Here is a 24,168-nt window from a genome sequence, read left to right as displayed (position 1 = left end):
CAGGGTCGTCCCCCAGACGCCGGATAGATGAAAGCAAGCCAAACACACATCAAAAACAGTATTGCAGAAATGGGGGTATCCATAGATGTGGGAGCCAGCCTGCTGGCGATGAGGCCATCAGCTTCAACATCCATGCTGGCTGACCCACCGCCATCGCCAGCAGGCTGGCTCCCACAATGATCGGCGTTGCCGCAGATGGCCAAGTACCCGCCACAAACCCCTGTGGGAGCCGGCCTGCTGGCGATGAGGCCATCAGCTTCAGCATCAATGCTGCCTGACCCACCCCCATCGCGAGCAGGCTCACTCCTACAAAAGATCCCTGCAAATACCCTCGGGATTGTTCTGAATACGCAAACACTGAAGTCGCCGAGATTGGAATTGTTGGTGTAGTGGCTGGCTTGTAGCCTCCATTACGCCGAACACCACGATCCGCCAACGGTCGGGTGGAGCTCAAGCCAGGGCTCATCAAGACGTCATACCTTGCTTTCGGCCACATGCCCCTTCGGGGGATTGGCGCCTAATAAAAATAAGGAAGGCAGGTATGAGTATTCGTGCATGGGTTTGCGCAGCAACCCTGGTCGCGCCCGTTCTGGGTGCCGGCGTTTTGTTTCCCTCTGTGGCGCTGGCGGCAGACGATCCCATGGGTTCGCTGGTGCGCAGCGTGTTCGGCGACAGCCTTGAGCGTGAACACGGGATTAAAGTCTACGGCTGGGCGCAGGCCGGTGTGATCTATAACAACAACGGCACGGATGACGTCAGCAAGCAGAGCTTTTTCAACACCGACGAAGGCGTGAACCTCAACCAGTTCGCCCTGGCCGTGGAAAAGAAACCCAAGAGCAATGTGATCGGCCGCGTGGGGCCGTTTCCCGGTCCGATGCCGCAAGAGGCTGACTGGGGTTTCAACGTCACCGCGCTGTACGGCAAGGATGCGCGCTACTTCAAGACCTATGGTTGGGACGAAGACCTGAGCGTCAACCGCGACAACAAGGCTGAAGATCCGGCATTCACCGTTGCCCAGGCCTACGTCAATTTCTACTTCCCGGTGCTTGGCGGTTCGGAGCTGATGGTCGGGATTTTCCACACGCCGCTGGAGAACGAAATCGGCTTTGCCTTGCCGTCACCCGCACCGACTGACTTCTACTCGCACACCTATTCCTTCATGCACGGCCCGGCCAAACATGCCGGCGCGTTGTACTCGTTCAAACTGCCGTCGGCGCCCGGCGAAAGCATGCTCGGCTTCGAACTGGGCGTGGTGCAGGGCTGGAACAACCTGCAAGACCCCAACCACGACCCGGACGTGATCGCCAACGTGCGCTGGCGCTCGGCGGACTTCACCACTTGGATCGATTGGGAAAACATCTACGGCAACGGCGCCGGCGACAGCTTTGCCGAATGCAGTTGCGGCTCACCGCTGCCGGCGGGCACCAAGGACGATGACTACAAACGCCTGGCGTCGTACCTGACCCTGTCGCAAGTGCTCGACCCGAACAACCGCGTGGCGCTGGAGTTGAACTACGGCACCCAGGAGCAGGGCGCGTTCGCCGGTTTCGCCAACAAGAACGATGCGACCTGGTACGGCACCGACATCAACTGGTATCACAAACTCAGTGAAAACCTGATGTGGAACAGCCGCGCCGAATGGTTCTACACCGATGCGCCGGTCCACGTGATGATGGCCAATATCGACCCGAACACCGGCATTCCGGACCCGACCTGGGGCAGCTTCTACGGCGTGACCACCAACCTGGCCTGGATGCCGACACCCAACGTGCGCCTGCGTCCGGAACTGCGCTACGACATTCATTCCGGCCCCGGTCGCGATGCCTACGCCGATGGGCAAAAGGATAAGCAGGTCGTCGCGTCCTTCGACGTCAGCTTGTTCTTTTAAACCGACTTCTTCCGTTTACCCCTGACCCTGCGTGTTGGCCCGGCCACACGTGGCGACCCCGTTCGTCCAGGCTTTTGGAGTACTGACATGACAGACAACAACGATAACAACCTGTTTGGCCGTAATTTCTCCCGCCGCGATTTCCTGCGCAGCACCGGCGTTGCGGCCGGTGGCGTGGCACTGGCGAGCATGCCGTTCACCTTCGCCATCGGCAGTGAGCGGGTGATCAAGCTCGGCTATGTCAGCCCGCAAACCGGGCCGTTGGCGCCGTTCGCGGCGGCCGACAACTACATCATCGAATCGCTCAAGCAAGTGCTGAAGAACACGATCAACGTTGGCGGCAAGGCCTATCGCCTGGAAGTCATCGTCAAGGACAGCCAGTCCAACCCCAACCGCGCGGCGGAAGTGGCGAGCGAGCTGATTCTGTCGGATCAGGTCGACCTGATGCTGGTGTCGTCGACGCCGGAAACCACCAACCCGGTGTCCGACCAGTGCGAAATCAACGAGATTCCCTGCATCTCCACCGTCGCCCCGTGGCAGCCGTGGTTCTTCACCCGTGGCGGTAAACCGGATCAAGGCTTCGAGTGGACTTACCACTTCTTCTGGGGACTGGAAGATGTGATCGGCGCTTACAGCTCGATGTGGGGCGCGATGCCGTCGAACAAAGTCGTCGGCGGTCTGTTTCCCAACGATGGCGACGGCAATGCCTGGGGCGACCAGAAGCTTGGTTTCCCGCCGGTGCTGGCGCAAAAGGGTTTCCAACTGGTCGACCCCGGCCGCTTCCAGAGCCTGACCGACGATTTCTCCGCACAGATTGCCGCATTCAAGAAGGCCGATGTCGAGATCGTCACCGGTGTGGTGATTCCACCGGATCTGAGCACGTTCTGGACCCAGGCTCGCCAGCAAGGCTTCAAGCCCAAAGCGGTGTCGGTGGGCAAGGCGCTGCTGTTCCCGACCGCCGTCGAGGCGTTGGGTAAGGCCGGTAACAACCTGTCGACCGAAATCTGGTGGAGCCCGACCCACCCGTTCAGTTCATCGTTGACCGGCGCCAGTGCCGGGCAACTGGCTCAGGGTTTCACCCAGGCCACCGGCAAGCAGTGGACGCAACCGCTGGGCTTCGTGCATGCCTTGTTCGAACTGGCGGTGGACATCCTCAAGCGCACCGAGGAAGTCGGTGATGCACACGCGGTTCGCGATGCCTTGCTCAAGACCAACCTCAACACCGTGGTCGGGCCGATCAACTGGACCGGTGGACCGGTGAAAAACGTCGCCAAGACCCCGCTGGTCAGCGGCCAGTGGCGCTTGGGTCAGGACAACAAATACGACCTGATCATCACCAGCAATGCCACCGCGCCGGCGATTCCGTTGGGCGGCGAGATGCAGGCCATTACGTATTGATCGCGCAACAGGACACGGGTGCACCATGCAACAACCACTTCTGCAAATGACCGATGTGCACAAAAGCTACGGCCAGGTGAAGGTCACGGACGCCATCGACCTGACCCTGCAACCGGGCGAAGCACTGGGCATCATCGGCCCCAACGGTGCGGGTAAAAGCACGCTGTTCAACCTGATCGCCGGTGGCGTGGCGGCGGACAAAGGCACGATTCATTTTGAAGGCCGCGATGTTACCCGCGTGCCGGTGTTCAAGCGCTGCCAGCAAGGCATTGGCCGTTCCCACCAGATCCCGCACCCGTTCGTGAAAATGACCGTGTTCGAGAACCTGCTGGTGGGCGCGACCTTCGGTGCGCGGCTGCGGGACAAGGAGGCCAGCCAATGGTGCGCGCAGACGCTGGAACTCACCGGCCTGATGCGCAAGGCGAATGTGCTGGCCGGTTCGCTGACCTTGCTCGACCGCAAACGCCTGGAAATGGCCAGGGCCTTGTCGACTCAACCGCGTTTGCTGTTGCTCGATGAAATCGCCGGTGGCCTGACGGAACCGGAGTGCCTGGCACTGGTGGAAACCATTCAGGGCATCCACAAATCCGGCGTCGCGATCATCTGGATCGAGCACATCGTGCACGCGTTGCTGGCGGTGGTCAGTCGCCTGACGGTGATCAACTTCGGCGCCAAACTGGCCGAAGGCGAGCCGCGCAGCGTCATGGCCGACCCTCGGGTGCAGGACATCTATATGGGCATCGGGAGCTGACGCATGCTGACCATCGAAAAACTCTGCGCCGGCTATGGCGATTTTCAAGCGCTGTTCGACATCAGCCTGACCCTTGAGGCCGGTGAAACCGTGGCGATCATCGGTTCCAACGGCGCGGGAAAATCGACCTTCCTGCGCTCGCTGGCGGGGCTGATCAAGAACCAGCCGAGCGCCATTTCTTTCAAGGGGCAGGCGATTGGCGACATGCCTGCCAATCAGGTGCTGGAGCGCGGCATCGCCCTGGTGCCGGAGGGCCGCAAGCTGTTTCCGTCGTTGAGCGTCGAAGAAAACCTGCTGATCGGCGCCTACAGCAAACGCCCGGGACCGTGGACGCTCAAGCGCATCTATCAGCTGTTCCCTGTGCTGGAACAACTGCGCAAACGCCCCGGCACGGCGCTGTCCGGCGGCCAGCAGCAGATGGTTGCGATTGGCCGTGGCCTGATGGCCAACCCGCACTTGCTGCTGTGTGACGAAATCAGCCTGGGCCTGGCGCCGACGACGATCAAGGACATCTACGCCGCGTTGCCTTCGATCAAGGCCGACGGCACCACGGTGATTCTCGTCGAGCAGGACATCAATCAGGCACTGAGTGTGTGCGACCGCTTCTATTGCTTCCAGGAAGGGCGCGTGTCCCTGACCGGGCGCGCTGGGGACGCGGACAAAGCACAAATCAAAGCCGCGTATTTCGGGATCTAGTGATGGAATGGCTCAATACTTTGCTTCAAGGCGTGTTGCTCGGTGGCCTGTACGCGATGTTCGCGGTGGGGCTATCGCTGATGTTCGGCATCATGCGCCTGGTCAACATCGCCCATGGCGACTTCATCGTGCTGGCGTCGTACCTGGCGCTGATGGTGGTCAACCATCTGGGCTTCAGTCCGCTGGCGAGTCTGCTGATCGTGGTGCCGCTGATGTTCTGCTTTGGCTACCTGCTGCAACGGCTGCTGCTCAACCGCACGCTGGGCACGGACATCCTGCCGCCGCTGCTGGTGACGTTCGGCCTGTCGATCATCGTGCAGAACGTACTGTTGGAATTCTTCAGCGCCGATAGCCAGAAGCTGTCCCAGGGTGATCTTGAGGTGGCGAGTGTCGGCATCGGCAGCCTGAGCGTCGGCGTGATGCCGCTGATCGTGTTTGGCAGCGCGTTGTTGATCATCGGCGGCCTGCAACTGTTGTTCTACAAAACCTCGTTGGGCCGAGCGTTTCGCGCTACCTCCGATGACCAGCACACCGCACGGCTGATGGGCGTCAACAACGCGCACATTTTCGGCTTGGCGATGGCGCTGGCGATGGCCGTGGTGTCGATTGCCGGGGTGTTCCTGGCGATCCGCACCAGTTTCGACCCGACTGTCGGACCGGCGCGGCTGTTGTACGGTTTCGAGGCGGTGATCATCGGTGGTCTGGGCAGCCTGTGGGGCACGCTGGCGGGTGGAGTGATTCTTGGCGTCGCGCAGGCCGTGGGCGCGAAAATCGATCCCGGTTGGCAAATCCTCGCCGGTCACCTTGTGTTTCTGCTGATCCTGGTCGTGCGTCCGCGTGGCCTGTTTCCCCGGAGTGTCGACTGATGAATGCCTTGAACAATCCCGCGCCGGTTTATCGCGTACAACGCACGACCACCAGCAGCACCATCGGCTTGTCGTTGCTGGGCTTGTGCGTGTTGATTTTGCTCAGCGCACCCTTGTGGGCGGACCGTGCGAGCCTGCGGCTGGTGGTGGAGTTCGCCTATTACCTGGCGTTGGCGCAAATGTGGAATTTGCTGGCGGGCTACGCCGGCATGGTCTCGGTAGGGCAACAGGCGTTCGTTGGCTTGGGCGGTTATCTGTTGTTCATGTTGGCGACCCAGTTCGGCGTACCGCCATTGTTCGCGGTTCTGCTTTCCGGGGTGCTGGTCGCGTTGCTGGCGATTCCCACGGCGTTGATCGTGTTTCGCCTGCGTGGCGCCTACTTCGCCATCGGCACGTGGGTGGTGGCGGAGGTGTTCCGTTTGGGGCTGGCGCAGATGAGCAGCCTGGGCGGCGGATCGGGGCAAAGCTTGCCGGCGGCGATTGTGCGGCAGATCGGCAACGACCGGGACGGGCGCGAAACGCTGATCTATTTCACCGCACTGGCCATCGCCATCGGCGCCGTGGCAGTGGTGTACTTTTTGTTGCGCTCGCGACAAGGGCTGGCCCTGGCGTCGATTCGTGATTCGGAACCGGCATCCGGCAGCCTCGGGGTCGATACGTTCCGCACCAAACTGATGGTCTACGTACTGGCCGCCGGTTGCACCGGTGTGGTCGGGGCGTTGATCTTCCTGCAAAAACTGCGGATTTCCCCGGATGCGGCGTTCAACCTGCAGGACTGGACGGCCGTGGTGATCTTCATCGTGATCATCGGCGGCATCGGCACCCTCGAAGGCCCGTTGATCGGCACGTTGATCTACTTCGTGTTGCGCGGCTGCCTGGCGCAATACGGCGCGGTGTACATGATCATCCTTGGCGTGGTCGCGGTGGTGATGATGCTCAAGGCGCCGCAAGGAGTGTGGGGACTGATCAGCGAACGCCTGGGCTGGCAGGTTTTCCCGATGCAGCGGCGGTTGTCGATTCAAAACGCTCGGTAGTCTGTGGAGGGAAATTTGTGGCGAGGGAGTTTACTCCCGCTGGGTCGCGAAGCGTCCCTAAACCCGGACACCGCGGAATATCAGTTACAGCGCGTTGTCCGGGACTGCGCCGGCTGCGCCGCCGAACGGGAGTAAACTCCCTCGCCACAATGGATCTGGAGTGCGAGGTGCCGACAGGCTAACCTCGCTGTTCCTATAAGAACAAAAGCATCCAGAGAGCCTGCCCCATGGATCGTTTACTCAGTGTCGAAGCCTTTGTGCGGGTGGCCGAGACTGGCAACTTCGCCAAGGCCGCCCAGCAATTGGGCGTGACCCGTTCGGTGATCACTCACCGTATCCAGCAACTGGAACAGTTCATCAACGCGCCGCTGTTCCATCGCAGCACCCGGCATGTGCGGCTCTCCGAAGTGGGCGAGACCTACTACAAGGAATGCGCCGACATGGTCGCGGGCTTCAACTCGCTGACCGAGCACATGCGCGAACTACGCGCCAAACCCACCGGCAAACTGCGCGTACAGATGCTGCCGGGGTTTGCCATCGGTCACTTCGGCCGAATGCTCGCCGAGTTCACCCGGTTGTATCCGGACATCGAAGTCGACGTGATCGTCAACGACCGCGTGGTCGACCCCATCGAAGAAGGCTTCGACGTGGCGTTCCAGATGTTCCCGCCCATGGCCGAAACCCTGATCGAGCGCAAACTGTTCAGCGTGCGCCGCTTGTTCTGCATGTCCCCCGATTACGCCAGCGAGTTCGGCGTGCCGACCCATCCCCAGGAACTGCTGCAACACAAGATCGCCCTGTACGAGGGCTATCCGTCGCGCAACCGCTGGATCTTCACCCGTGACGACGAGCAAGTGGAGCTGAGCCTACCGGGCCAGGTACGTTCGAACTCGGTGCATTTGTTGCGCGATTACGCGCAGACCGGGGTGTGCATTGTCTGCCTGCCGACCCTGGTAGCCAGCGATGATTTGCTCAGTGGCCGATTGATTCCAGTGCTGCCGGAGTACGCGTTGTCTTCCTTCAATTTCTCGGCGGTGTACCCCGCGACCCAGCGCCGGGCCTTGAAAGTGCGCACGTTGATCGACTTTCTGGTGGAGAACTTCGGCGATGAGCCATGCTGGGACAAGCCGTTGCTGGAGCGGGGTTGGGTACGCTGAAGGAACCGTCCCTGTAGGAGCAAAGCTTGCTCGCGATGGCGGCGGTACATTCAACATTCATATCGACTAACACACCGCTATCGCGAGCAAGCTTTGCTCCTACAGTCGAGGCAGTGTTTGCGTTTCGCGAACACTGTTGTCGCCGGTCCTCTAATTGTTCCGGCATCGGCTGCGACGTACTGTTGACTCACTGTTACTACAACAACAAAACGGTGAAAACCATGAGTAGCGCGGCAATCGAAACAGTCTTCGGCTCGCTGGACAACTACAGCAAAGGCTCGGTCGAGATCATCAGCGGCCAGGCCAGCCACTACGCCTTTTCGAACATTTTCGAAGTGGCGGAAAAATCCCTTCCTTACGAAAAAGTCATCGTCGGCCTCAACCTCGGCTACGTGATTGAAACCCTGCGCGCCGAAGGCCAATCGCCTTGGTACACCGCAGCGCACGACGAGTTCGCCATCGTCATGGACGGCGAAGTGCGGGTGGACTTCCTCAAGCTTGATTCGCCGCTCAAGGCAGGCGAGGGCACGCAACTGGCCGGTGATCTGCCGGCGGGCAAGCCAATGGGTTACGTGCTGCTCAAGCGCGGCCATCAATGCCTGTTGCCGGTGGGCACGGCGTATCGCTTCGAAGCCAGTCGCCCGGGCGTGATTCTGCAGCAGACCATCAAAGGCCCGTTGTCGGTCGAGAAGTGGGCAGACATCTGCTTCAAGTGATCTGCCGAGCCCGACCGCCCATCCCACAACAACAAGAGGAAACCCGCCATGGCCATGCTTGAAACCGCTGCCGATACCGCCCTGTTTGCCGACGATGAACTCAAGATGAGCGCACCTCATGCCGTCACCGGCTACCGCTCCTTCGAACTCGGCGCCTTCGAACTGTCGCGCGACGAGTATTTCGCCCGCATCACCTGGCCCGCCAAAGGCCAGACCCGCTCGCACCTGATTCCGGTCGACGCCTTCCTGCGCGCCATGATGCGCGACGTGGCCTGGGGCTTTTTCTACGGCTGGGTCAACTTCGACCAGGTCATCGGCACCCGCAATTACTACGGCAAAGTCGACCTCTACGCCGGCACCTTCAATGGCACGCTCAAGGCTGCCGGCGTCAACTACACCGAAAACTTCGAAACGCCGCTGATCATGGCCACGTTCAAGGCCATCCTGCGCGACTGGACCAACGCCACGTTCGACCCGTTCGCCGCGCCGGAAGAAACCGGCAGCGCGTTCGGCCGCAAGAACGGCGACAACATCGAAGCCATCGAACGCTTCCGCATCGCCACCAAACGCATGCCGGGCCTGCCGGATGATTCACCGCTGCGCAACGATCTGCCGGTCAATCGCCAGTTCATCGACGTGCCGCAGGACGAGCCGGAAATCCACGCCGCCGAAGGTTTCGAAGGTGAACTGCATGCCTTCAACCTGCACAAGTACCTGTCGCGTTCCGACGTGACCTGGAACCCGTCGGTGACCTCGGTGTGCAAGGCCAGCCTGTTCTGCCCGACCACCGAAGAATTCATCCTGCCGGTGTTCCATGGCAATGACCGGGTCGAGTGGTTCCTGCAAATGTCCGACGAGATCATCTGGGACGTCGGCGACAAGGACGACGGCAATCCCCGCGCCCGCATCACCATGCGTGCCGGCGACATCTGCGCCATGCCGGCGGACATCCGCCACCAGGGTTACTCGACCAAACGCTCGATGCTGCTGGTCTGGGAAAACGCCACGCCGAACCTGCCGCAACGCTACGAAAGCGGCGAGCTCAAGCCGTACCCGATCGAGTTCTAAGACCTCGTGTCTTGCCCGGCAACCCGTCGGGCCATGCTTCCAGCCATTCAGTCAGACACTGCGCGACAGGCGCGGTGCGAGGAAACCATTATGCAAAATCAGCTCTATATCGATGGCCGCTTCGTCGATGCGGTCGCCGGCGGCACCATCGACGTTGTGTCGCCCCACGACGGCTCGTTGATCACCCGCATTGCCGCCGCCGAAGCCGCTGATATCGACCTCGCTGTCGCCGCTGCCAAGCGCGCGTTCCCGGCCTGGTCGGCGCTGGGCGCGGCCGAACGTGGTCGCTTGCTGCTGAAACTGGCGGACAAGATCGAAGAGTGCAGCGAAGAACTGGCGCAGCTTGAATCCCTCAATACGGGACACCCGATTCGCGATTCCCGTGGCCTCGACGTGCCACGCACCGCCGCTTGCTTCCGTTATTTCGGCGGCATGGCCGACAAGATCGAAGGCTCGGTGATTCCGGTCGAAGCCGGATTCCTCAACTACGTGCAGCGCAAACCGATCGGCGTGGTCGGGCAGATCGTGCCGTGGAACTTTCCGCTGATGTTCACCAGTTGGAAAATGGGCCCGGCACTGGCGGCAGGCAACACCATCGTCATCAAGCCTTCGGAAATCACTCCGTTGTCGACATTGCGCATCGTGGAGTTGATGACCGAAGTCGGTTTCCCCAAAGGCGTGGTCAACGTCGTGCCGGGTTACGGCCATACCGCCGGGCAAGCGCTGGCTGAACACCTCGACGTGGGCAAGATCGCCTTCACCGGTTCGACCGCCACTGGTCGCCGGATCGTCGAAGCCTCGAAAAGCAACCTCAAGCGCATCCAGCTGGAACTGGGCGGCAAGGGTGCCAACATCGTTTTCGAAGACGCCAACATCGAAGCGGCCGTCAATGGCGCAGCCTGGGCGATCTTCCACAACCAGGGCCAGGCGTGTATCGCTGGTTCACGTTTGATTCTGCACAAGGACATCGCCGACCAGTTCCTGGAGCGCTTTATCGCATTGGCCAAGTCCATTCGCCTGGGCGACCCGATGGACCCGGAAACCGAAATGGGGCCACTGACCTCGGCGCTGCACCGCGACCGTGTGATGGCCTACATCGATATTGCCATCGAGCAGGGCGGCAAGATCCTCGCTGGCGGCAAGGCGCCGGACGACAAGGCCCTGGCCAAGGGTTTCTACGTCGAACCGACGATTGTCGAAGCCAAACCGAGTGATCGGGTGTGCCAGGAAGAAGTGTTCGGCCCGTTCGTCACCGTGGTGCGTTTCAGCACCGACGAAGAAGCGCTGGCCATCGCCAACGACTCCGAGTACGGGCTGGGCAGCGGCCTGTGGACGCAGAACCTGACCCGCGCGCACAAAATGGCCGACGCGATTCACGCCGGCATGTGCTGGATCAACTGCTACAAACGCGTTAGCCCCGGCAGCCCGTTTGGTGGCGTCGGCCAGTCCGGTTACGGCCGTGAGATGGGCTTTGAGGCGATCCACGACTACACCGAAGCCCGTTCGGTATGGGTCAACGTCGACGCGAAAATCGCGCCGCACTTCAAACGCTGAGGCTTGCCATGAATCCTTTTGTCTACCAAAGCCTGCCGACCCGCGTGGTGTTCGGCTGGGGCAAACTCTCGGCGCTGGCTGAGGAAATCGAACGGCTGGGTGCCCGGCGTGCGCTGATCCTCACCACCCCTGAACAGCATGGGCTGGGCGAGCGGGTAGCCGCTTTGCTCGGTGATCGCGCGGCGGGCGTCTATGCCAAAGCGGTGATGCACGTTCCGTTGGAAGTGGCGCAGGCGGCGCGGGTTGAAGCAGCGCGCCTGGATGCCGATTGCTGCGTGGCCATTGGCGGTGGTTCGACCATCGGTCTGGGCAAGGCCATTGCCATGGATTCCGGCCTGCCGATCGTCGCCGTGCCGACCACTTACGCCGGTTCGGAGATGACACCGATCTACGGCTTGACCGAGAACCGCCTGAAGAAAACCGGGCGTGATCCCAGGGTTCTGCCGAAAACCGTGATTTACGATCCGCAATTGACCCTGACCCTGCCGGCGCAAATCTCCGCCTGCTCGGGCATGAACGCCATGGCACACGCGGTCGAGGCGCTGTACGCCGAGGACGCCAATCCGATTATCGGTTTCATGGCCGAAGAATCGATTCGCTCACTGGCGCAGGCGTTGCCGGGCGTGGTCAATGATCCGAACGACGCCGAGGCCCGCAGCCAGGCGTTGTACGGCGCGTGGCTGGCGGGCATTTGCCTCGGTTCGGTCGGCATGGCCTTGCACCACAAGCTTTGTCACACCTTGGGCGGCACTTTCAATCTGCCCCACGCCCAGGCCCACGCCATCGTTCTGCCGCACGCCGCGCACTACAACCGCGAAGCGGCGGCGGGACCGTTGCAACGTGCCGCTCGCGCACTGGGTGGCAGCGAGGCCAGCGAGGTCGGCGCCTTGCTCTATGCGCTGAACCAGAAACTGGGCATTCCTTTGGCGCTGGCTGACATCGGTCTCCCCGCAAACGGCCCGGCCGAAGCGGCGCAAATCGCCTGCGCCAGCCCTTATTACAATCCACGGCCGTTTGAACCAGGCCCGATCGAAGCGCTGTTGAACCGCGCCCTGCAAGGGCTGGCGCCCGCCTGACAGGCCCGCCACTTTCACTTTCATCGGAATAACAACAATGACCGATCAAGACAAAGCCACGGAAGCCCTGATTTCCGAGCAAGCCGTGAGCAGTTTCAACGACGCGCCCAACGCGCGTTACAAGCAGATCATGCAAAGCCTGACGCGGCATCTGCACGCCTTTGTCAGCGAGGTCGAATTGACCGAGCAGGAATGGTTCGAAGGCATACGCTTCCTGACCGAGACCGGGCATAAATGCGATGGCCTGGTGCGCCAGGAATTCATTCTGCTGTCGGACACCCTCGGCGTTTCGATGCTGGTGGATGCGATCAACCATCGGCACAGCGCAACGGCGACTGAAACCACGGTGTTCGGGCCGTTCTACATCGACGGCATGCCTGATCGGGCGTTCGGCGAAAACATGGCCTTCACCCCGGGCGAAACGGCGCTGGTGCGTGGACGGGTGGTCGATGTTCACGGCAATGCCTTGGCCGGTGCGGTGCTCGATGTCTGGCAGACTGCCGAGAACGGCATGTATTCCGGCCAGGACACCGAGCAGCCGTTCGGCAACTTGCGCGGTCACTATCGCACCGACGCCGACGGTTGTTTTGCGATTCGCACGATTGTCCCGGTGGCCTACCCGATACCGACCGATGGTCCGGTGGGGCGCATGCTCGATGCGGCCAACCGTCATGCGTGGCGGCCTGCGCACCTGCATTTCATGATTGAAGTGCCCGGCTATCGCAAACTGGTCACGCACCTGTTCAATCACGATGACCCGTATCTGGCGTCCGATGCGGTGTTTGGTGTGAAACAGTCGTTGCAGGTGATCTACGAAGACCGGGTCAGCCACGACGATGTGTCTGCCAAATTGGGTATGGAACTGCCGTTCAAGCGTGCGTGTTACGAATTTGTCATGGAAACCGAGTGAACCATGGGCCAGTTTTTTGCGGTATTTGCCACCGATCACCCGGATTCGCTGGCGTTGCGTCAGCGTTTGCGGCCCAGCCATCAAGCGCATCTGCGTGCAACCGAGAGCCATCGGGTGGTCGTGCGCTTCGGCGGCCCAACCCTCGATGAGGCCGGTTCAGCGATGAACGGCACATTGCTGGTGATCGAGGCACACAGCCTGCCGGAAGTGGAGGCGTTCGTTCAGGACGATCCGTATGTGCAGGCCGGGTTGTTTGCGAGCGTGCAGATCCGTCCGTGGCACTGGAGCCTCGGCAACCCGGAATTGCGTGGCTGAGCATGACCACCATCACGTTGTGCCAACTGGACGACATCGCCGACGGCGGCGCCCTCGGCTTGCCGCAACACCAGCAACTGCATCCCGCCGGTCTTGTTGCGGTGCGCCAAGACCGGCAGGTGTGGGTCTACATCAACCGTTGTCCGCACTTTTCGGTGCCATTGGACTTTCGTCCGCAGGAGTTCTGCACCTATCGCGGCAAGGTGCTGATGTGCGCGCACCACAGCGCGATGTTTCGTTTCGACGACGGACACTGCATCGACGGCCCGTGCAAAGGCGCGCAGCTGGAATCGGTGCCAGTGCGTTGGGTCGGAAATAGTCTGGTTATGGAGGTCCGGGAGGAGGGGTGAACTACAATCTTTCAGGGTGAACCACGCTCATTACGGAGGTCATCATGAATAGGTTGTCGCCCATCGGCCTGTGCGTCGTATTGTCGGTTTTCAGTGCCCAGGGTTGGGCACAAACGGTGGTGCCGATGAAGGGCCAGAGTTCGCAACAGACCCAGACGGATATCAGCGAGTGCAACAGCATTGCGGCCAGTCAAACGGCGTCGACATCCTCGACACCTTCTGGCGGGCGGGTCAAAGGCGCCGCGGCGGGCGCTGTCGCCGGGGCCACGGCGGCCCAGGTACGAGGGCGTCAGCACGATGAGTTTTATGATCGCGTCGACGACGACAACAAGCAGGATTATCGCCAGGACCGCGCCAAGCAAACCGCCGCAGCGGGTGCTGTAGTAGGCGGCTCGCGCCAGCGTCAGGAACGCCGCGCACAGGAAAAAACCAACACCGCGAACACTTCGACGGCGTACACCAGTTGCCTGCAAGGCAAGGGTTATCAGGTCAATCCCTGAATCAAGAACCAGGCGCTAAGTTGACTCTGTGGCGAGGGAGCTTGCTCCCGCTGGGTCGCGAAGCGGCCCCAAATAAAGAGGGACTGCTATGCAGTCCAGCGGGAGCAAGCTCCCTCGCCACAGGTTATCGAGCGTACATCGCTGGTCAACGGACCTTCTGCACTTGGCTGACTTGCCGCTGATCGAGCAAATGCACCATCAGGCATGCATACAGCGTCACGCCGATGAACAGTGTCATGCGTACGGCGAACGCGGTTTGCACGTCCTTGCCCGCGACACTGTCCTGCACCGACTGGCCCAACAGGATGATCAGGGTCATCAGGCTGTTGAGCCAGAATCCCGGGCTGAATCGGGTTGGCTTCAGGCCGTACATCCGGCGTGCCAGGAACAGGGAAAACAGCAGCATCCATAAAAAGAACATCCACAAATGCACAAACAGGCTCAGCGCATTCCAGAACAGGAACGCCAGCAGGCCGCCGAGAAGGGTTGAGCCGATCAGCTCCCGTGCGGCATTGCGTGCGCTAGTCGTCTCACTCTGCTGCCCAAGGTTGACGGCCTTGAGCACGATGGGCAGGTAACTGGCCGGATCGATCAGCGCCAGCAGGAAGGCCGGAATCACGATCAAGGTGGCACGCAATGCCACCCGGTCGACTTCGCTCGCGGGAAAAACCGGCGCGGCGGGCGGCGGCGGGGCATTGGCCGGTTCGGGAAACAACCAATGACTGAACATCCCGACCACCACCGCCAGGATCAGCCCCGCAACCATGGCCTTGATGACCATCACCGCCAGGCCAAAATCAGCCACACCCGCCGAAGAGATCATGGTCAGGCCGATCACCAGAAACGTGACGATCAGGTTGCTGCCACCACGCAGGCCGAATCGAAACACCAGAAACAGCCCCACACCGATCAACATCACGCCGCTGTTGGGGTAGTGACGCAGCAGCGGAATCAGCAACAGGCCAGTGCCGGTGGTCAGCATGGCGGCGAGCGCCAGGATCACCGCGGCTTTGAACGGCAGCGGACGATTGGCCGAGGCCAGCAACAATGCACACAGCACCGGAGCCAGAAACGGAATCGGCAAGGCCAGGCCAAAACTCACCGCCAGACAGATTGCCGTGCCCGTCGCCAGGCGCAGGGCGCGCTGAACCCTGGGTGTGCGCTGCTGCTTAGTAAACATACGACAGCCAGCTCATCAGCCGCAGAAACACATGGCCAAGCGGGTTCAACAGATTGCCTTCGCTGGGGAACGCCATGACTTCGGCCTGACCACCGGCACGGATCGCGCGGTTGTCGCGCAGCATGGCCAGTGACTCGGCGGAAAATTCGATGATCACCGGAAAACGCTGGGCCGGGCGCAGCCAGTCGCGGCTGTTCTGCACGGTCGGCAAGCTGCCGGGCGCGGCGGGCTGACCGACGCTGACCCCGTAGCCGATGCTGCGCACGCGACCCTCGAACACTTCGCCGGGCAGGGCGTCCAGGACAATGGACACCGGGGTTTCGGTCTTGACCAGGCCGAGGTTGTTTTCAGTCATGTCGGCGCTGATCCACACATCATGGATCGCGATCAGGGTCATCACCGGGTTACCGGCCGCCGCGAACTGGCCGACGTCAGTGCGCAGATCAGTGATCAGACCGGCCGAGCGGGCGCGGATCTGCGTATTGGAAAGATCCAGTTCAGCCTTCGACAGCGCCGTCGCGGCACTGCGCAACTGGGCGTTGTCTTCCTCGTTGCCGCCTTCCGTTTCCTTGGCGCGCTGCACTTCTGCGCGGGCCGCCGCGACCTTGCTGACGGCGGCTTCGCGGTTGGCGCGGGACACTTCCAGCAGGCGCACGGAAATGGTTCCGGGGTCTTCGCGATACAAACCCTCAAGCCGCATATTGTCCTGACGGGCCTTGAGTTCATTGGCTTGAGCCGCACGCAAGTTTGCCTGGGCAGAAGCGATGCCGGCGGTGCTGGCGCCGATCTGCCGACGGGTGGATTCGAGGTCCGCACGGGCGCGGTCGACGGCGATCTGGTACGGCTGCGGGTCGATCTCGAAAATCACTTCCCCGGCCTTGACGTCTTGATTGTTGCGCACGTTGACCCGGACCACTCGACCGGCGACTTCAGCCGCCACCGGAATCACAAACGCGCTGACCCGTGCCTGCTGCGTATAAGGCGTGAATCGGTCGGCCAGCAGATACCACGCCAGGCTGAGCACGATCAGCAGCAGCACCCATTTGATGCCTATTTTCGTCGGATCAGCAGCGGGCTCCGCGGGTGGCGGCGCGGCGTCAGAGCTGGGAGGGACGGCTTCAGTCATGGTTGTTTACCGGTTTGGGCAAAGGGGAGGCGGGTTGCGCGGCAGGGGGCTCGGCCAGCAGGTCGCCCCAATCGGTGCGTTGTTCCATTTGCCGGCGCGTAGCGGAATCGACTTTCGGCTGGGCGCTGTACCAACCGCCGCCGAGGGCCTTGTACAGCGCAATCATGTTGCTCACCGCGTCGCCACGGCTGACCAGGTAACTGTCCTGGAGTTCGAGCAGCGCGCGTTGCGCATCAAGCACCCGCTGGAAGTCCGAGTAGCCCTCGCGATATAGCGCGTTGGCCAGTTCCAGTGAGCGTTTCGCCGCACCTTCGGCCTCGCGCAGAATGCGTTCGCGCTGCAACGAACGGGTCACGCCATTGGCGGCATCGTCGGCTTCGCGCGCGGCCTGGCGAACCTTGTCACGGTAAGCCTCGATCAACTGCTGCAAACGGGCGTCCTGCACGCGCACGTTGTTGCTGATCCGGCCATAGTCAAACACGTTCCAGCGCAGGCTCGGGCCGCCGATCAGATCGAGGCTGCGGGACGTGCCGCTGAGGGTGTCGCCCGACCAGACGATGCTGCCCAGCAACGTCAACGACGGGTAGAAATCGGTTTCAGCGACACCGATCAGCGCGGACTGCGCGGCGACATTCAGTTCGGCGGCGCGCACGTCGGGGCGGCGCAGCAGCAGGTTGGCCGGGACATCTTGCAGCACGGCGCGGTCCACCAGCGGAATCAGTCCGGTGTTCTCGGCCATCATCGGCAGCGCTCCGGGCGGGCGGCCGATCAACACCGCCAGCGCATTGCGGATACGGCCGATCTGGTCTTCCAGAAGCGGGATCGTGCTCAAAGTGCCCAGGTATTGGGTCTTGGCTTGTTGCAGATCGAGTTCGGCGGTCTGGCCGCTGTTGAACAGTTTTTCGGTGATCTCGTAATTGCGTTGTTGCTGGCGGGCGTTTTCCCGGGCTACCCGCAAGCGTGCTTCGGTGGTGCGCAGGGAAAAGTAGGTGTCGGCAACCTGTGCCCGCAACAGGACCAGTGCGTCGTCATAGTTGGCCTCGGCGGCGAAATAGCTGGCGTCGGACGACTCGATGGCGCGGCTGAAGCGTCCCCAGAAATCCAGTTCCCAACCGACATCGAACCCGGCGCTGTGCTGCCAGAAATGGCTGTCGATCGGGTTGTTGCCGCCGTATTGCCGACGGTTGACGTACAGGCTGTCGACGCTGACCTGTTGCAGTTGCGGATAGAGGCCGCTCTGGGCAATGCCCAACTGCGCCCGAGCCTCCATCACCCGCAAACCGGCGATTTTCAGGCTGGAGTTGTGGGCATCCGATTCAGCGATCAGTTGGTTCAGCGTCGGGTCAGCAAATATTTGCCACCATTGGCGAATGTCCGGTTGCAGTGCCCGTTGGCTGGCGCGGTCGAGCTCGGGGGTGTTCCAGTGATCGACCCACGCTTCGCCGGGCGGCTGGAAGTCCGGGCCCAACCGCACGCAACCGCCGATGGCAAGCACGACAAACAGCAGCAGCTGGCTTGTACCTGGATGCATCGCCCGTTTTCCCGACCAAGGACATCCCAGCAGCATAGACGCCGGAATGGCTGCCGGTCGGTTGGAACGAGCCGCAGCGCAAAAACGCCGCGACTGTCGTAAAAACGACCTGTTTGCGCTGAACACGAACACTGATCAGGTTTCTGTTGAACGAGTGTTCAGCTTGGACTATGTTCGTTCCACCTTCTCTCCCGGCTGGTTGCGGGCTTGCGTTTCTTCTTTCTGAACGAGGCACTGGCATGCGGTTTTCACCCTTTGTTGAGCGGATCTCAGGTCAAGGCGTAGCCGCCTGGGATATTCATTACGCGGCATTCGAAGCGCGCCGCCGGGGCGAGGATGTGATCATTCTCAGTGTCGGCGACCCGGATTTCCCCACTCCCGACTTCATCACCGATGCCGCCATCCATGCGCTGCGCGAAGGTGACACTCACTACACCGAAATTGCTGGCCGCCTGGCCCTGCGCGAAGCCATTGCGGCGCGCTACGGCAAGTTGTTCAGTCGCGAACTGCAAGCTGAAAACGTGATTACCGTGGCGGGCGCGCAGAACGCCTTGTTCGTCGCTTCGATGTGCCTGCTCAGCGCCGGTGACGAAGTGATTGCCCTCGACCCGATGTACGTGACCTACGAAGCAACGCTCAAGGCTTCCGGCGCCACGCTGGTGCGGGTGCCGTGCTCTGCGGACGATGATTTCCGTGTCGATGCGGCGGTGCTGGCCAAGGCCATCACGCCGCGGACCCGGGCGATTTTCCTCTCCAACCCGAACAATCCCACCGGCGTGGTGCTCAACCGCGAAGAGCTGCAAGCCATCGCCGAACTCGCCATCGCCCATGACTTGTGGGTGGTGGTGGACGAGGTCTATGAAAGCCTGACGTTCGAGCGTGACCACGTGAGCTTGGCGGCATTGCCGGGCATGGCCGAGCGCTGCGTGGTGATTGGCAGTCTGTCGAAATCCCATGCCATGACCGGTTGGCGGATTGGCTGGATCGTCGCCAATCCCGCGCTGGTCGCCCATGCCGAAACCCTGGTGCTGAGCATGCTCTACGGCTTGCCGGGGTTTTGTATGGAAGCCGCGTTGAAGGCGGTGCAGTCTCACGACGAAGTCACCCACGGCATGCGTGACATCTACCGCCGCCGCCGCGATCTGGTGGTGGCGGGGCTGACTGATTGCCCCGGTATATCGGTGCTCAAACCCGACGCCGGCATGTTCGTGCTGGTGGACGTGCGCGGCACCGGTCTGACGTCGCTGGAATTTGCCTGGCGCCTGCTGCGCGAGGCGCGGGTGTCGGTGCTGGATGCCGCCGCTTTCGGTGAGCCGGCGCAAGGCTTTGTGCGCCTGTCCTTCACGTTGGGTGAAGAGCGACTGACCGAAGCTTGTCGGCGTATTCGTGCTTTTGTCCTGGTGTTGAACGGGGAAGCGCCACGGCCGGTGATCACCAGCGTGGCCACCGAAACCCTGGTTCTGCCGACCGCCGCCCGAACCATGATTGAAGTCGAGAAGCTGCACAAAAGCTTCGGCAATATCGAGGTGCTCAAGGGCGTGTCGTTGACGGCCCGCGAAGGCGAGGTGATCTCACTGATCGGCGCCAGCGGCTCGGGCAAAAGTACTTTGCTGCGCTGCATCAACATGCTCGAAGTGCCGGATCAGGGGCGCATTCTGGTGGATGGCGAAAGCATTCACCTCAACCACACCCGCCCCGGCGCGCCGCTGGTGTCCGACGCCAAGCAACTGGTACGCATCCGCTCAAGCCTGGGCATGGTGTTCCAGAACTTCAACCTCTGGCCCCATCGCACGGTGCTGGAAAACCTCATCGAAGCGCCGACCCAGGTCCTGCGCGAGAGCAAAGCGGAAGCCACTGAACGGGCCGAAGCCTTGCTTGAACGCGTCGGGCTGGCGGCCAAGCGCAACGAGTACCCGGCGTTTCTCTCCGGGGGACAGCAGCAACGGGTGGCCATTGCCCGGGCCCTGGCCATGCGGCCCAAGGTCATGCTGTTCGATGAACCCACCTCGGCACTCGACCCGGAACTCGTCGGGGAAGTGCTGCGGGTGATCCGCTCTCTCGCCGAAGAAGGCCGGACCATGATCCTGGTGACTCATGAAATGGCTTTCGCACGCGATGTCTCTTCCAAAGTCGCCTTCCTGCATCAAGGCCTGATCGAGGAAACCGGTTCGCCGGACGAAGTGTTCGTACACCCACGCAGCGAGCGTTGCCGACAATTCGTCAACGCTCATCAAACTCGCTAACACCATAAAAAGACGGGAAAACAACATGGGAAATCGACGTTTTGCACACTGGATAACCGGCGCCGCCTGCGTATTTCTGGCCGGCATGAGCGCGGCACAGGCACAGCCGATCCGTTTCGCGGTCGCGGCCGAACCCTATCCGCCGTACACCGAGAAACAGGCCAACGGTGAATGGAAGGGCTTTGAAGTCGACCTGATCCACAAGCTGTGCAGCGAAATGAAAGCCGAGTGCGAGATCAAGGAAGTGGCGTGGGACGGGATCATTCCGTCGCTGCTGGCGAAGAAGATCGACGTGATTTTCTCCTCGATGTCGGTGACCGAAGAGCGGGAAAAACAGATCGCCTTCAGCAAGGCCTACTACGACTCGGTGATCGCCATCGTCGGCCCTAAAGATGCCTCCGTGAAGAAGTACCCGGATGACCTCAAGGGCAAGACCATCGGCGTGCAGAACTCGACCGTGAGCGCCAGCTACCTGAAGACCTATTACGAAAAAATCGCCGACGTTAAGTACTACGACACCCAGGACTCGGCCAACGCCGACCTGATTGCCGGTCGTATCGACCTGATGATGGCCGACGGCACCGCCATGGCGGCCTTCGTCAAGACCCCGGATGCGAAAGACCTGGCTTACCTCGGCGCGGTGCCGTACGACCCGATCTTCGGCAAAGGCGTAGGCGCCGGCATGCGCAAGGACGACACCGAGCTCAAGGCCAAGCTCGACAAGGCGATCAAGGAACTGCTGGCGAGCAAGGACTATGACGATCTGTCGCAGAGCTACTTCGGCACGAGCGTGAAGCCGACGTTCTGATCCTCAAATCCAAACACAAATCCCTGTAGGAGCAAGGCTTGCCCGCGATGCTTTTGACAGCCTCAAGGGCCCCATCGCGGGCAAGCCTTGCTCCTACAGGGGCCGGCGGTGCTTTTGGAGACTGAAATGCCAGCAATGTTCGATTTGATCAATTTCACCGAACAAGGATGGGGTGGGGCGCTGCTCAAGGGACTCTGGATGACCCTGCAGATTTCGGCCGGGGCCTTTGTTCTCGGGCTGGCCATCGGTTTGGTGGTGGCTTGCCTCAAGTTGGGCGCGCCGAAACCGATTGCGGCATTGGCCCGTGGCTACACCACGTTGTTTCGGGCGGTTCCGGAACTGTTGCTGATCCTGCTGCTGTTTTACGTGGGTTCCATGCTGCTGAATTCGCTGATGACCTCGCTCGGTTACGAGGTGATCAACGTCAGCGGCCCGCTGGCGGCGATCGTGGTATTGGGACTGGTGCAAGGCGCTTATGCGTCGGAGATTTTCCGCGCGGCCATCCAGGCGATTCCCTATGGCCAGATCGAGGCGGGCAAGGCGTTCGGCCTGCACGGTTTCGGTCTGTTCCGTCGCGTCACGCTGCCGATCATGGCGCCCTATGCAATAGCGGGGATGTCCAACCTGTGGATCAACCTGATCAAGGACAGCGCGCTGATCAGTGTGGTCGGTACCAATGAACTGTTGTACACCGCCAAGCAAGCGGCGGGGTCGACGCGTCACTATCTGTTGTTCTACCTCACGGCTGCGGCGCTGTATTACGCGGTGACGCTGGTGTCCAACTACCTTTCGGGACGGTTGGAGCGACGCATTCGTCGCTGGATGCCTCTTGTTGACTGAACCGGCAGAGAGAATGAAATGATTCCAGCGTGGATAGTTGAATACGGGGCGCTGTTGGTCCGGGGGCTGCAAACGACCATCGCCATCCTGTTGATTTCCAGTGTGTTCGGTTTTGTGCTGGCGGTGCTGGTGGCGCTGGCGCGGATCTCGAAAAACAAAGTGATCGCCAAGGTCAGCCTGTTCTATACCAGCGTGACTCGCGGCACACCGTTGCTGATCCAGATCTACATTTTCTACTACGGCCTGGGCAGCCTGTTTGCGCAGTTCCCGTTGATTCGCGGCAGTTTCCTCTGGCCGTATCTGCGCGATGGTTACTGGTACATCGTCTTCGCGCTGGTGGTGTCGGTGGGCGCGTACGTCGGCGAAGTGATTCGCGGTGGCCTGCTGGCAGTGCCCAAAGGCGAAATGGAAGCGGCCTCGGCGTTCGGCATGACCCCGCGCCAGGCCCTGCTGCGTGTGCGGTTGCCCCGGGCACTGCGCCTGCTGTTGCCGACCCTGGCCGGGGAAACCGTGATGCTGCTCAAATCCACGGCGCTGGCTTCGACCATTGCGGTGATTGACCTGCTGGGCGCGGCCAACGTGGTGCGCGCGCAGACCCTGCAAGTGTATGAACCGTTGCTGTTGGTGGCCGGTGTCTACGTTTGCCTGACGTTCCTCATCGAGGCGATGTTTGCCTTTTTCGAACGCCGGGGCACACCGGTACGCAGGTCCGCATGATGAACAAGCCAATAGTCGACCGCTCGTTACAAGGCATAGGCCTGTGCACCTTGGGCTACGCGTTCCTGTCCTTGCAGGACGCCGGCATCAAGTGGCTGGTGGCCGATTATTCGGTGTTCACCATTCTGTTCTGGCGCGCCCTGGTGGTGGCGGTCGCCTGTTTGCTGATCGGGCGTTTGCAACTGGTGCAGCGTGCCTGGCGTTCGTCCAGTCGGCGCTTGCTGGTGGTGCGAGGGTTGTTGTCGATCGCCGCGTGGCTGCTGTACTACACGGCAGCCCGGGACCTGACCCTGGCGGAAATGACCACCCTGTATTTCTCGGCACCGATCATGGTCACGGTGCTGGCGACCGCGATTCTCAAGGAGCGCGTCACCGGTTGGCAGTGGTTCACCCTGATTATCGGTTTTGTCGGGGTGGTGATTGCTTGCCGTCCGAACAATCTGGCCAATCCTGTGCCGATTGTCCTGACGTTGCTGGCGGCGATGTGCTGGGCGTTCACCTACATCCAGCTACGCCAGGTCGATGACCAGACCTCGGTGCTCGAGCAGATGCTGATCACCAACGTGGTGTTCGTCATTTGCATGGCGGTGGCGTTGCCCTGGACCCACACGCCGGCACCGATGCCGGACTGGTTGGGCATGCTCGGCGCGGGGTTGATGGGCGGTATCGGTCAGTTCCTGTTGTTCGCCAGTTTCCAGCGCGCCACTGCGACGGTGCTGGCGCCGTTCGAATACACCGGGCTGATCTGGGCGTTCCTGCTGTCGAGCCTGATCTGGGGCACATTGATGGATGTCTCGCTGATGATCGGCGCTGGCCTGATCGCGGTCAGCGGCACCCTGGCGATGATTTTCGGTCGGCACTCGTCACAGGACGTCGTCGGCGCTGAATGCTCCGTGTCGCAGTCCCTTTATCCAGCAGCGGCAGATATGGAGCCCGTTGGCGGGGCTGAAAGTGTCGGGGTTGAGGCACCACTCGATCCAGAGACCGTCGAGCATCGCCGATAGACCGATGGCGGCGAGGCGAGTGTCGTGGATCACGAAACCTTCACTGGTCGCCAGTTCATCGAGCAACTGGCGCAGCAGGTCGAGGTAAGCGCCGTAGCTTTTTTCGTGGGACTGGCTGACGTGTTCGGAGTGGCGGATCAGGCTCCAGAACACCACCCAGGCACCGAGCAGTTTGGGGTCCATGACTCGCGGTGAAAAAGAACCGACCAGAAAGGCGTCCATTTTTTCTGCCGGTGTGCCGACCTGACGGATTTCGTGGAGCAGGGCAGTGGTGAGTTCGCTGGCAAGCTTCTGGTAGGTGTCGGCAATCAACGCATCGATGCTGCCGAAATGGTGATTGAGCAGGCCAACGGACACGCCGGCCTCGGTGGCGATGCGCCGCACGGAAATCCCGGCGTGGCCATCGCGGACCAGGCAGCGCAGGGTGGCAGCAACCAGCA

Annotated in this window: 23 protein-coding genes and 1 pseudogene; 20 read left to right on the top strand and 4 right to left on the bottom strand. The window is 61.4% G+C overall.

Annotation, left to right across the window (positions count from 1 at the left end; all coding sequences use genetic code 11):
* The first annotated feature begins 541 nt into the window (after positions 1-541).
* From V6Z53_RS18245 to V6Z53_RS18175, 15 genes are all read left to right on the top strand, one after another.
* Positions 542-1,888: an outer membrane beta-barrel protein gene (locus V6Z53_RS18245; RefSeq protein WP_338581005.1), complete on the top strand. Its 1,347-nt coding sequence runs from the start codon at positions 542-544 to the stop codon at positions 1,886-1,888.
* An 87-nt stretch (positions 1,889-1,975) separates the two neighbouring features.
* Positions 1,976-3,286, top strand: a complete 1,311-nt coding sequence (locus V6Z53_RS18240) for an ABC transporter substrate-binding protein (RefSeq protein ID WP_338581004.1) — start codon at positions 1,976-1,978, stop codon at positions 3,284-3,286.
* A gap of 25 nt (positions 3,287-3,311) precedes the next feature.
* Positions 3,312-4,037 (top strand): ABC transporter ATP-binding protein, encoded by a 726-nt coding sequence (locus V6Z53_RS18235; protein ID WP_248692590.1) that lies wholly within the window; start codon positions 3,312-3,314, stop codon positions 4,035-4,037.
* A gap of 3 nt (positions 4,038-4,040) precedes the next feature.
* Positions 4,041-4,733, top strand: coding sequence for an ABC transporter ATP-binding protein (locus V6Z53_RS18230; protein WP_338581003.1), 693 nt, complete (start codon positions 4,041-4,043; stop codon positions 4,731-4,733).
* Between the two features lie 2 nt (positions 4,734-4,735).
* On the top strand, positions 4,736-5,599 hold the full coding sequence (locus V6Z53_RS18225) for a branched-chain amino acid ABC transporter permease (RefSeq protein ID WP_338581002.1): 864 nt from the start codon (positions 4,736-4,738) through the stop codon (positions 5,597-5,599).
* Positions 5,599-6,633: a branched-chain amino acid ABC transporter permease gene (locus V6Z53_RS18220; protein ID WP_338581001.1), complete on the top strand. Its 1,035-nt coding sequence runs from the start codon at positions 5,599-5,601 to the stop codon at positions 6,631-6,633. Before V6Z53_RS18225 ends, V6Z53_RS18220 begins: the two co-directional genes overlap by 1 nt.
* A gap of 227 nt (positions 6,634-6,860) precedes the next feature.
* On the top strand, positions 6,861-7,790 hold the full coding sequence (locus V6Z53_RS18215; protein ID WP_338581000.1) for a LysR family transcriptional regulator: 930 nt from the start codon (positions 6,861-6,863) through the stop codon (positions 7,788-7,790).
* A gap of 221 nt (positions 7,791-8,011) precedes the next feature.
* On the top strand, positions 8,012-8,506 hold the full coding sequence (locus V6Z53_RS18210; protein WP_338580999.1) for a hydroxyquinol 1,2-dioxygenase: 495 nt from the start codon (positions 8,012-8,014) through the stop codon (positions 8,504-8,506).
* A gap of 48 nt (positions 8,507-8,554) precedes the next feature.
* Positions 8,555-9,574, top strand: coding sequence for a hydroxyquinol 1,2-dioxygenase (locus tag V6Z53_RS18205; protein ID WP_338580998.1), 1,020 nt, complete (start codon positions 8,555-8,557; stop codon positions 9,572-9,574).
* A gap of 90 nt (positions 9,575-9,664) precedes the next feature.
* A complete protein-coding gene (locus V6Z53_RS18200; RefSeq protein ID WP_338580997.1) occupies positions 9,665-11,128 on the top strand; it encodes an aldehyde dehydrogenase family protein in 1,464 nt (487 codons plus the stop codon).
* Positions 11,129-11,136: 8 nt separating this feature from the next.
* The gene (locus V6Z53_RS18195; RefSeq protein WP_338580996.1) at positions 11,137-12,204 is read left to right on the top strand and encodes a maleylacetate reductase; all 1,068 of its coding nucleotides are present in this window, start codon (positions 11,137-11,139) and stop codon (positions 12,202-12,204) included.
* Between the two features lie 37 nt (positions 12,205-12,241).
* Positions 12,242-13,114 (top strand): dioxygenase, encoded by an 873-nt coding sequence (locus tag V6Z53_RS18190; RefSeq protein ID WP_338580995.1) that lies wholly within the window; start codon positions 12,242-12,244, stop codon positions 13,112-13,114.
* A 3-nt stretch (positions 13,115-13,117) separates the two neighbouring features.
* Entirely contained in the window at positions 13,118-13,429 is a 312-nt protein-coding gene (locus V6Z53_RS18185) for a YciI family protein (protein WP_338580993.1), read from the top strand.
* A 2-nt stretch (positions 13,430-13,431) separates the two neighbouring features.
* Positions 13,432-13,779, top strand: coding sequence for a Rieske 2Fe-2S domain-containing protein (locus V6Z53_RS18180; protein ID WP_338580991.1), 348 nt, complete (start codon positions 13,432-13,434; stop codon positions 13,777-13,779).
* 44 nt (positions 13,780-13,823) lie between these two features.
* The gene (locus V6Z53_RS18175) at positions 13,824-14,279 is read left to right on the top strand and encodes a hypothetical protein (RefSeq protein WP_338580990.1); all 456 of its coding nucleotides are present in this window, start codon (positions 13,824-13,826) and stop codon (positions 14,277-14,279) included.
* A gap of 145 nt (positions 14,280-14,424) precedes the next feature.
* On the opposite strand, the gene V6Z53_RS18170 is transcribed toward V6Z53_RS18175, so the two are convergent.
* Genes V6Z53_RS18170 through V6Z53_RS18160 form a run of 3 tightly spaced genes read right to left on the bottom strand, consistent with a single transcriptional unit; the run spans position 14,425 to position 18,116 of the window.
* On the bottom strand, positions 14,425-15,459 hold the full coding sequence (locus tag V6Z53_RS18170) for a DUF2955 domain-containing protein (protein ID WP_338580989.1): 1,035 nt from the start codon (positions 15,457-15,459) through the stop codon (positions 14,425-14,427).
* Positions 15,449-16,585 (bottom strand): HlyD family secretion protein, encoded by a 1,137-nt coding sequence (locus V6Z53_RS18165; RefSeq protein ID WP_338580988.1) that lies wholly within the window; start codon positions 16,583-16,585, stop codon positions 15,449-15,451. The genes V6Z53_RS18170 and V6Z53_RS18165 overlap by 11 nt, the downstream gene beginning before the upstream one ends.
* On the bottom strand, positions 16,578-18,116 hold the full coding sequence (locus tag V6Z53_RS18160) for a TolC family protein (RefSeq protein WP_338580987.1): 1,539 nt from the start codon (positions 18,114-18,116) through the stop codon (positions 16,578-16,580). Before V6Z53_RS18160 ends, V6Z53_RS18165 begins: the two co-directional genes overlap by 8 nt.
* Positions 18,117-18,355: 239 nt before the next feature.
* Between V6Z53_RS18160 and V6Z53_RS18155 the strand changes: the two genes are divergently transcribed.
* The 5 genes from V6Z53_RS18155 (at position 18,356) to V6Z53_RS18135 (ending at position 23,728) form a co-directional block, all read left to right on the top strand.
* Positions 18,356-20,359: an aminotransferase class I/II-fold pyridoxal phosphate-dependent enzyme gene (locus V6Z53_RS18155; protein ID WP_338580986.1), complete on the top strand. Its 2,004-nt coding sequence runs from the start codon at positions 18,356-18,358 to the stop codon at positions 20,357-20,359.
* A gap of 25 nt (positions 20,360-20,384) precedes the next feature.
* The gene (locus V6Z53_RS18150; protein ID WP_338580985.1) at positions 20,385-21,167 is read left to right on the top strand and encodes a transporter substrate-binding domain-containing protein; all 783 of its coding nucleotides are present in this window, start codon (positions 20,385-20,387) and stop codon (positions 21,165-21,167) included.
* A gap of 126 nt (positions 21,168-21,293) precedes the next feature.
* The gene (locus V6Z53_RS18145) at positions 21,294-22,007 is read left to right on the top strand and encodes an ABC transporter permease subunit (RefSeq protein ID WP_338580984.1); all 714 of its coding nucleotides are present in this window, start codon (positions 21,294-21,296) and stop codon (positions 22,005-22,007) included.
* Positions 22,008-22,025: 18 nt separating this feature from the next.
* Positions 22,026-22,724, top strand: a complete 699-nt coding sequence (locus tag V6Z53_RS18140; protein WP_338580983.1) for an ABC transporter permease subunit — start codon at positions 22,026-22,028, stop codon at positions 22,722-22,724.
* The gene (locus tag V6Z53_RS18135; RefSeq protein WP_338580982.1) at positions 22,724-23,728 is read left to right on the top strand and encodes a DMT family transporter; all 1,005 of its coding nucleotides are present in this window, start codon (positions 22,724-22,726) and stop codon (positions 23,726-23,728) included. The genes V6Z53_RS18140 and V6Z53_RS18135 overlap by 1 nt, the downstream gene beginning before the upstream one ends.
* Here the strand turns inward: V6Z53_RS18135 and V6Z53_RS18130 are convergent.
* A pseudogene (locus V6Z53_RS18130) lies at positions 23,684-24,112 on the bottom strand (TetR family transcriptional regulator C-terminal domain-containing protein); the annotation flags it as partial. The gene V6Z53_RS18135 and the pseudogene V6Z53_RS18130 sit on opposite strands and share 45 nt — an antisense overlap.
* Positions 24,113-24,168: the final 56 nt, after the last annotated feature.

Source organism: Pseudomonas sp. MAG733B, assembly GCF_036884845.1.
In the GTDB taxonomy this organism is placed as follows: Bacteria; Pseudomonadota; Gammaproteobacteria; order Pseudomonadales; family Pseudomonadaceae; genus Aquipseudomonas.
The sequence above is the reverse complement of the archived record's forward strand: the minus strand, read 5'-3'. Positions and strand labels throughout refer to the sequence as shown.

What these genes read in the sequence shown, in the direction of transcription:
- V6Z53_RS18245 (WP_338581005.1), top strand. Translation starts at nt 542, where the DNA reads ATGAGTATTCGTGCATGGGTTTGCGCAGCAACCCTGGTCGCGCCCGTT.
- V6Z53_RS18240 (WP_338581004.1), top strand. Translation starts at nt 1,976, where the DNA reads ATGACAGACAACAACGATAACAACCTGTTTGGCCGTAATTTCTCCCGC.
- V6Z53_RS18235 (WP_248692590.1), top strand. Translation starts at nt 3,312, where the DNA reads ATGCAACAACCACTTCTGCAAATGACCGATGTGCACAAAAGCTACGGC.
- V6Z53_RS18230 (WP_338581003.1), top strand. Translation starts at nt 4,041, where the DNA reads ATGCTGACCATCGAAAAACTCTGCGCCGGCTATGGCGATTTTCAAGCG.
- V6Z53_RS18225 (WP_338581002.1), top strand. Translation starts at nt 4,736, where the DNA reads ATGGAATGGCTCAATACTTTGCTTCAAGGCGTGTTGCTCGGTGGCCTG.
- V6Z53_RS18220 (WP_338581001.1), top strand. Translation starts at nt 5,599, where the DNA reads ATGAATGCCTTGAACAATCCCGCGCCGGTTTATCGCGTACAACGCACG.
- V6Z53_RS18215 (WP_338581000.1), top strand. Translation starts at nt 6,861, where the DNA reads ATGGATCGTTTACTCAGTGTCGAAGCCTTTGTGCGGGTGGCCGAGACT.
- V6Z53_RS18210 (WP_338580999.1), top strand. Translation starts at nt 8,012, where the DNA reads ATGAGTAGCGCGGCAATCGAAACAGTCTTCGGCTCGCTGGACAACTAC.
- V6Z53_RS18205 (WP_338580998.1), top strand. Translation starts at nt 8,555, where the DNA reads ATGGCCATGCTTGAAACCGCTGCCGATACCGCCCTGTTTGCCGACGAT.
- V6Z53_RS18200 (WP_338580997.1), top strand. Translation starts at nt 9,665, where the DNA reads ATGCAAAATCAGCTCTATATCGATGGCCGCTTCGTCGATGCGGTCGCC.
- V6Z53_RS18195 (WP_338580996.1), top strand. Translation starts at nt 11,137, where the DNA reads ATGAATCCTTTTGTCTACCAAAGCCTGCCGACCCGCGTGGTGTTCGGC.
- V6Z53_RS18190 (WP_338580995.1), top strand. Translation starts at nt 12,242, where the DNA reads ATGACCGATCAAGACAAAGCCACGGAAGCCCTGATTTCCGAGCAAGCC.
- V6Z53_RS18185 (WP_338580993.1), top strand. Translation starts at nt 13,118, where the DNA reads ATGGGCCAGTTTTTTGCGGTATTTGCCACCGATCACCCGGATTCGCTG.
- V6Z53_RS18180 (WP_338580991.1), top strand. Translation starts at nt 13,432, where the DNA reads ATGACCACCATCACGTTGTGCCAACTGGACGACATCGCCGACGGCGGC.
- V6Z53_RS18175 (WP_338580990.1), top strand. Translation starts at nt 13,824, where the DNA reads ATGAATAGGTTGTCGCCCATCGGCCTGTGCGTCGTATTGTCGGTTTTC.
- V6Z53_RS18170 (WP_338580989.1), bottom strand. Translation starts at nt 15,459, where the DNA reads ATGTTTACTAAGCAGCAGCGCACACCCAGGGTTCAGCGCGCCCTGCGC.
- V6Z53_RS18165 (WP_338580988.1), bottom strand. Translation starts at nt 16,585, where the DNA reads ATGACTGAAGCCGTCCCTCCCAGCTCTGACGCCGCGCCGCCACCCGCG.
- V6Z53_RS18160 (WP_338580987.1), bottom strand. Translation starts at nt 18,116, where the DNA reads ATGCATCCAGGTACAAGCCAGCTGCTGCTGTTTGTCGTGCTTGCCATC.
- V6Z53_RS18155 (WP_338580986.1), top strand. Translation starts at nt 18,356, where the DNA reads ATGCGGTTTTCACCCTTTGTTGAGCGGATCTCAGGTCAAGGCGTAGCC.
- V6Z53_RS18150 (WP_338580985.1), top strand. Translation starts at nt 20,385, where the DNA reads ATGGGAAATCGACGTTTTGCACACTGGATAACCGGCGCCGCCTGCGTA.
- V6Z53_RS18145 (WP_338580984.1), top strand. Translation starts at nt 21,294, where the DNA reads ATGCCAGCAATGTTCGATTTGATCAATTTCACCGAACAAGGATGGGGT.
- V6Z53_RS18140 (WP_338580983.1), top strand. Translation starts at nt 22,026, where the DNA reads ATGATTCCAGCGTGGATAGTTGAATACGGGGCGCTGTTGGTCCGGGGG.
- V6Z53_RS18135 (WP_338580982.1), top strand. Translation starts at nt 22,724, where the DNA reads ATGAACAAGCCAATAGTCGACCGCTCGTTACAAGGCATAGGCCTGTGC.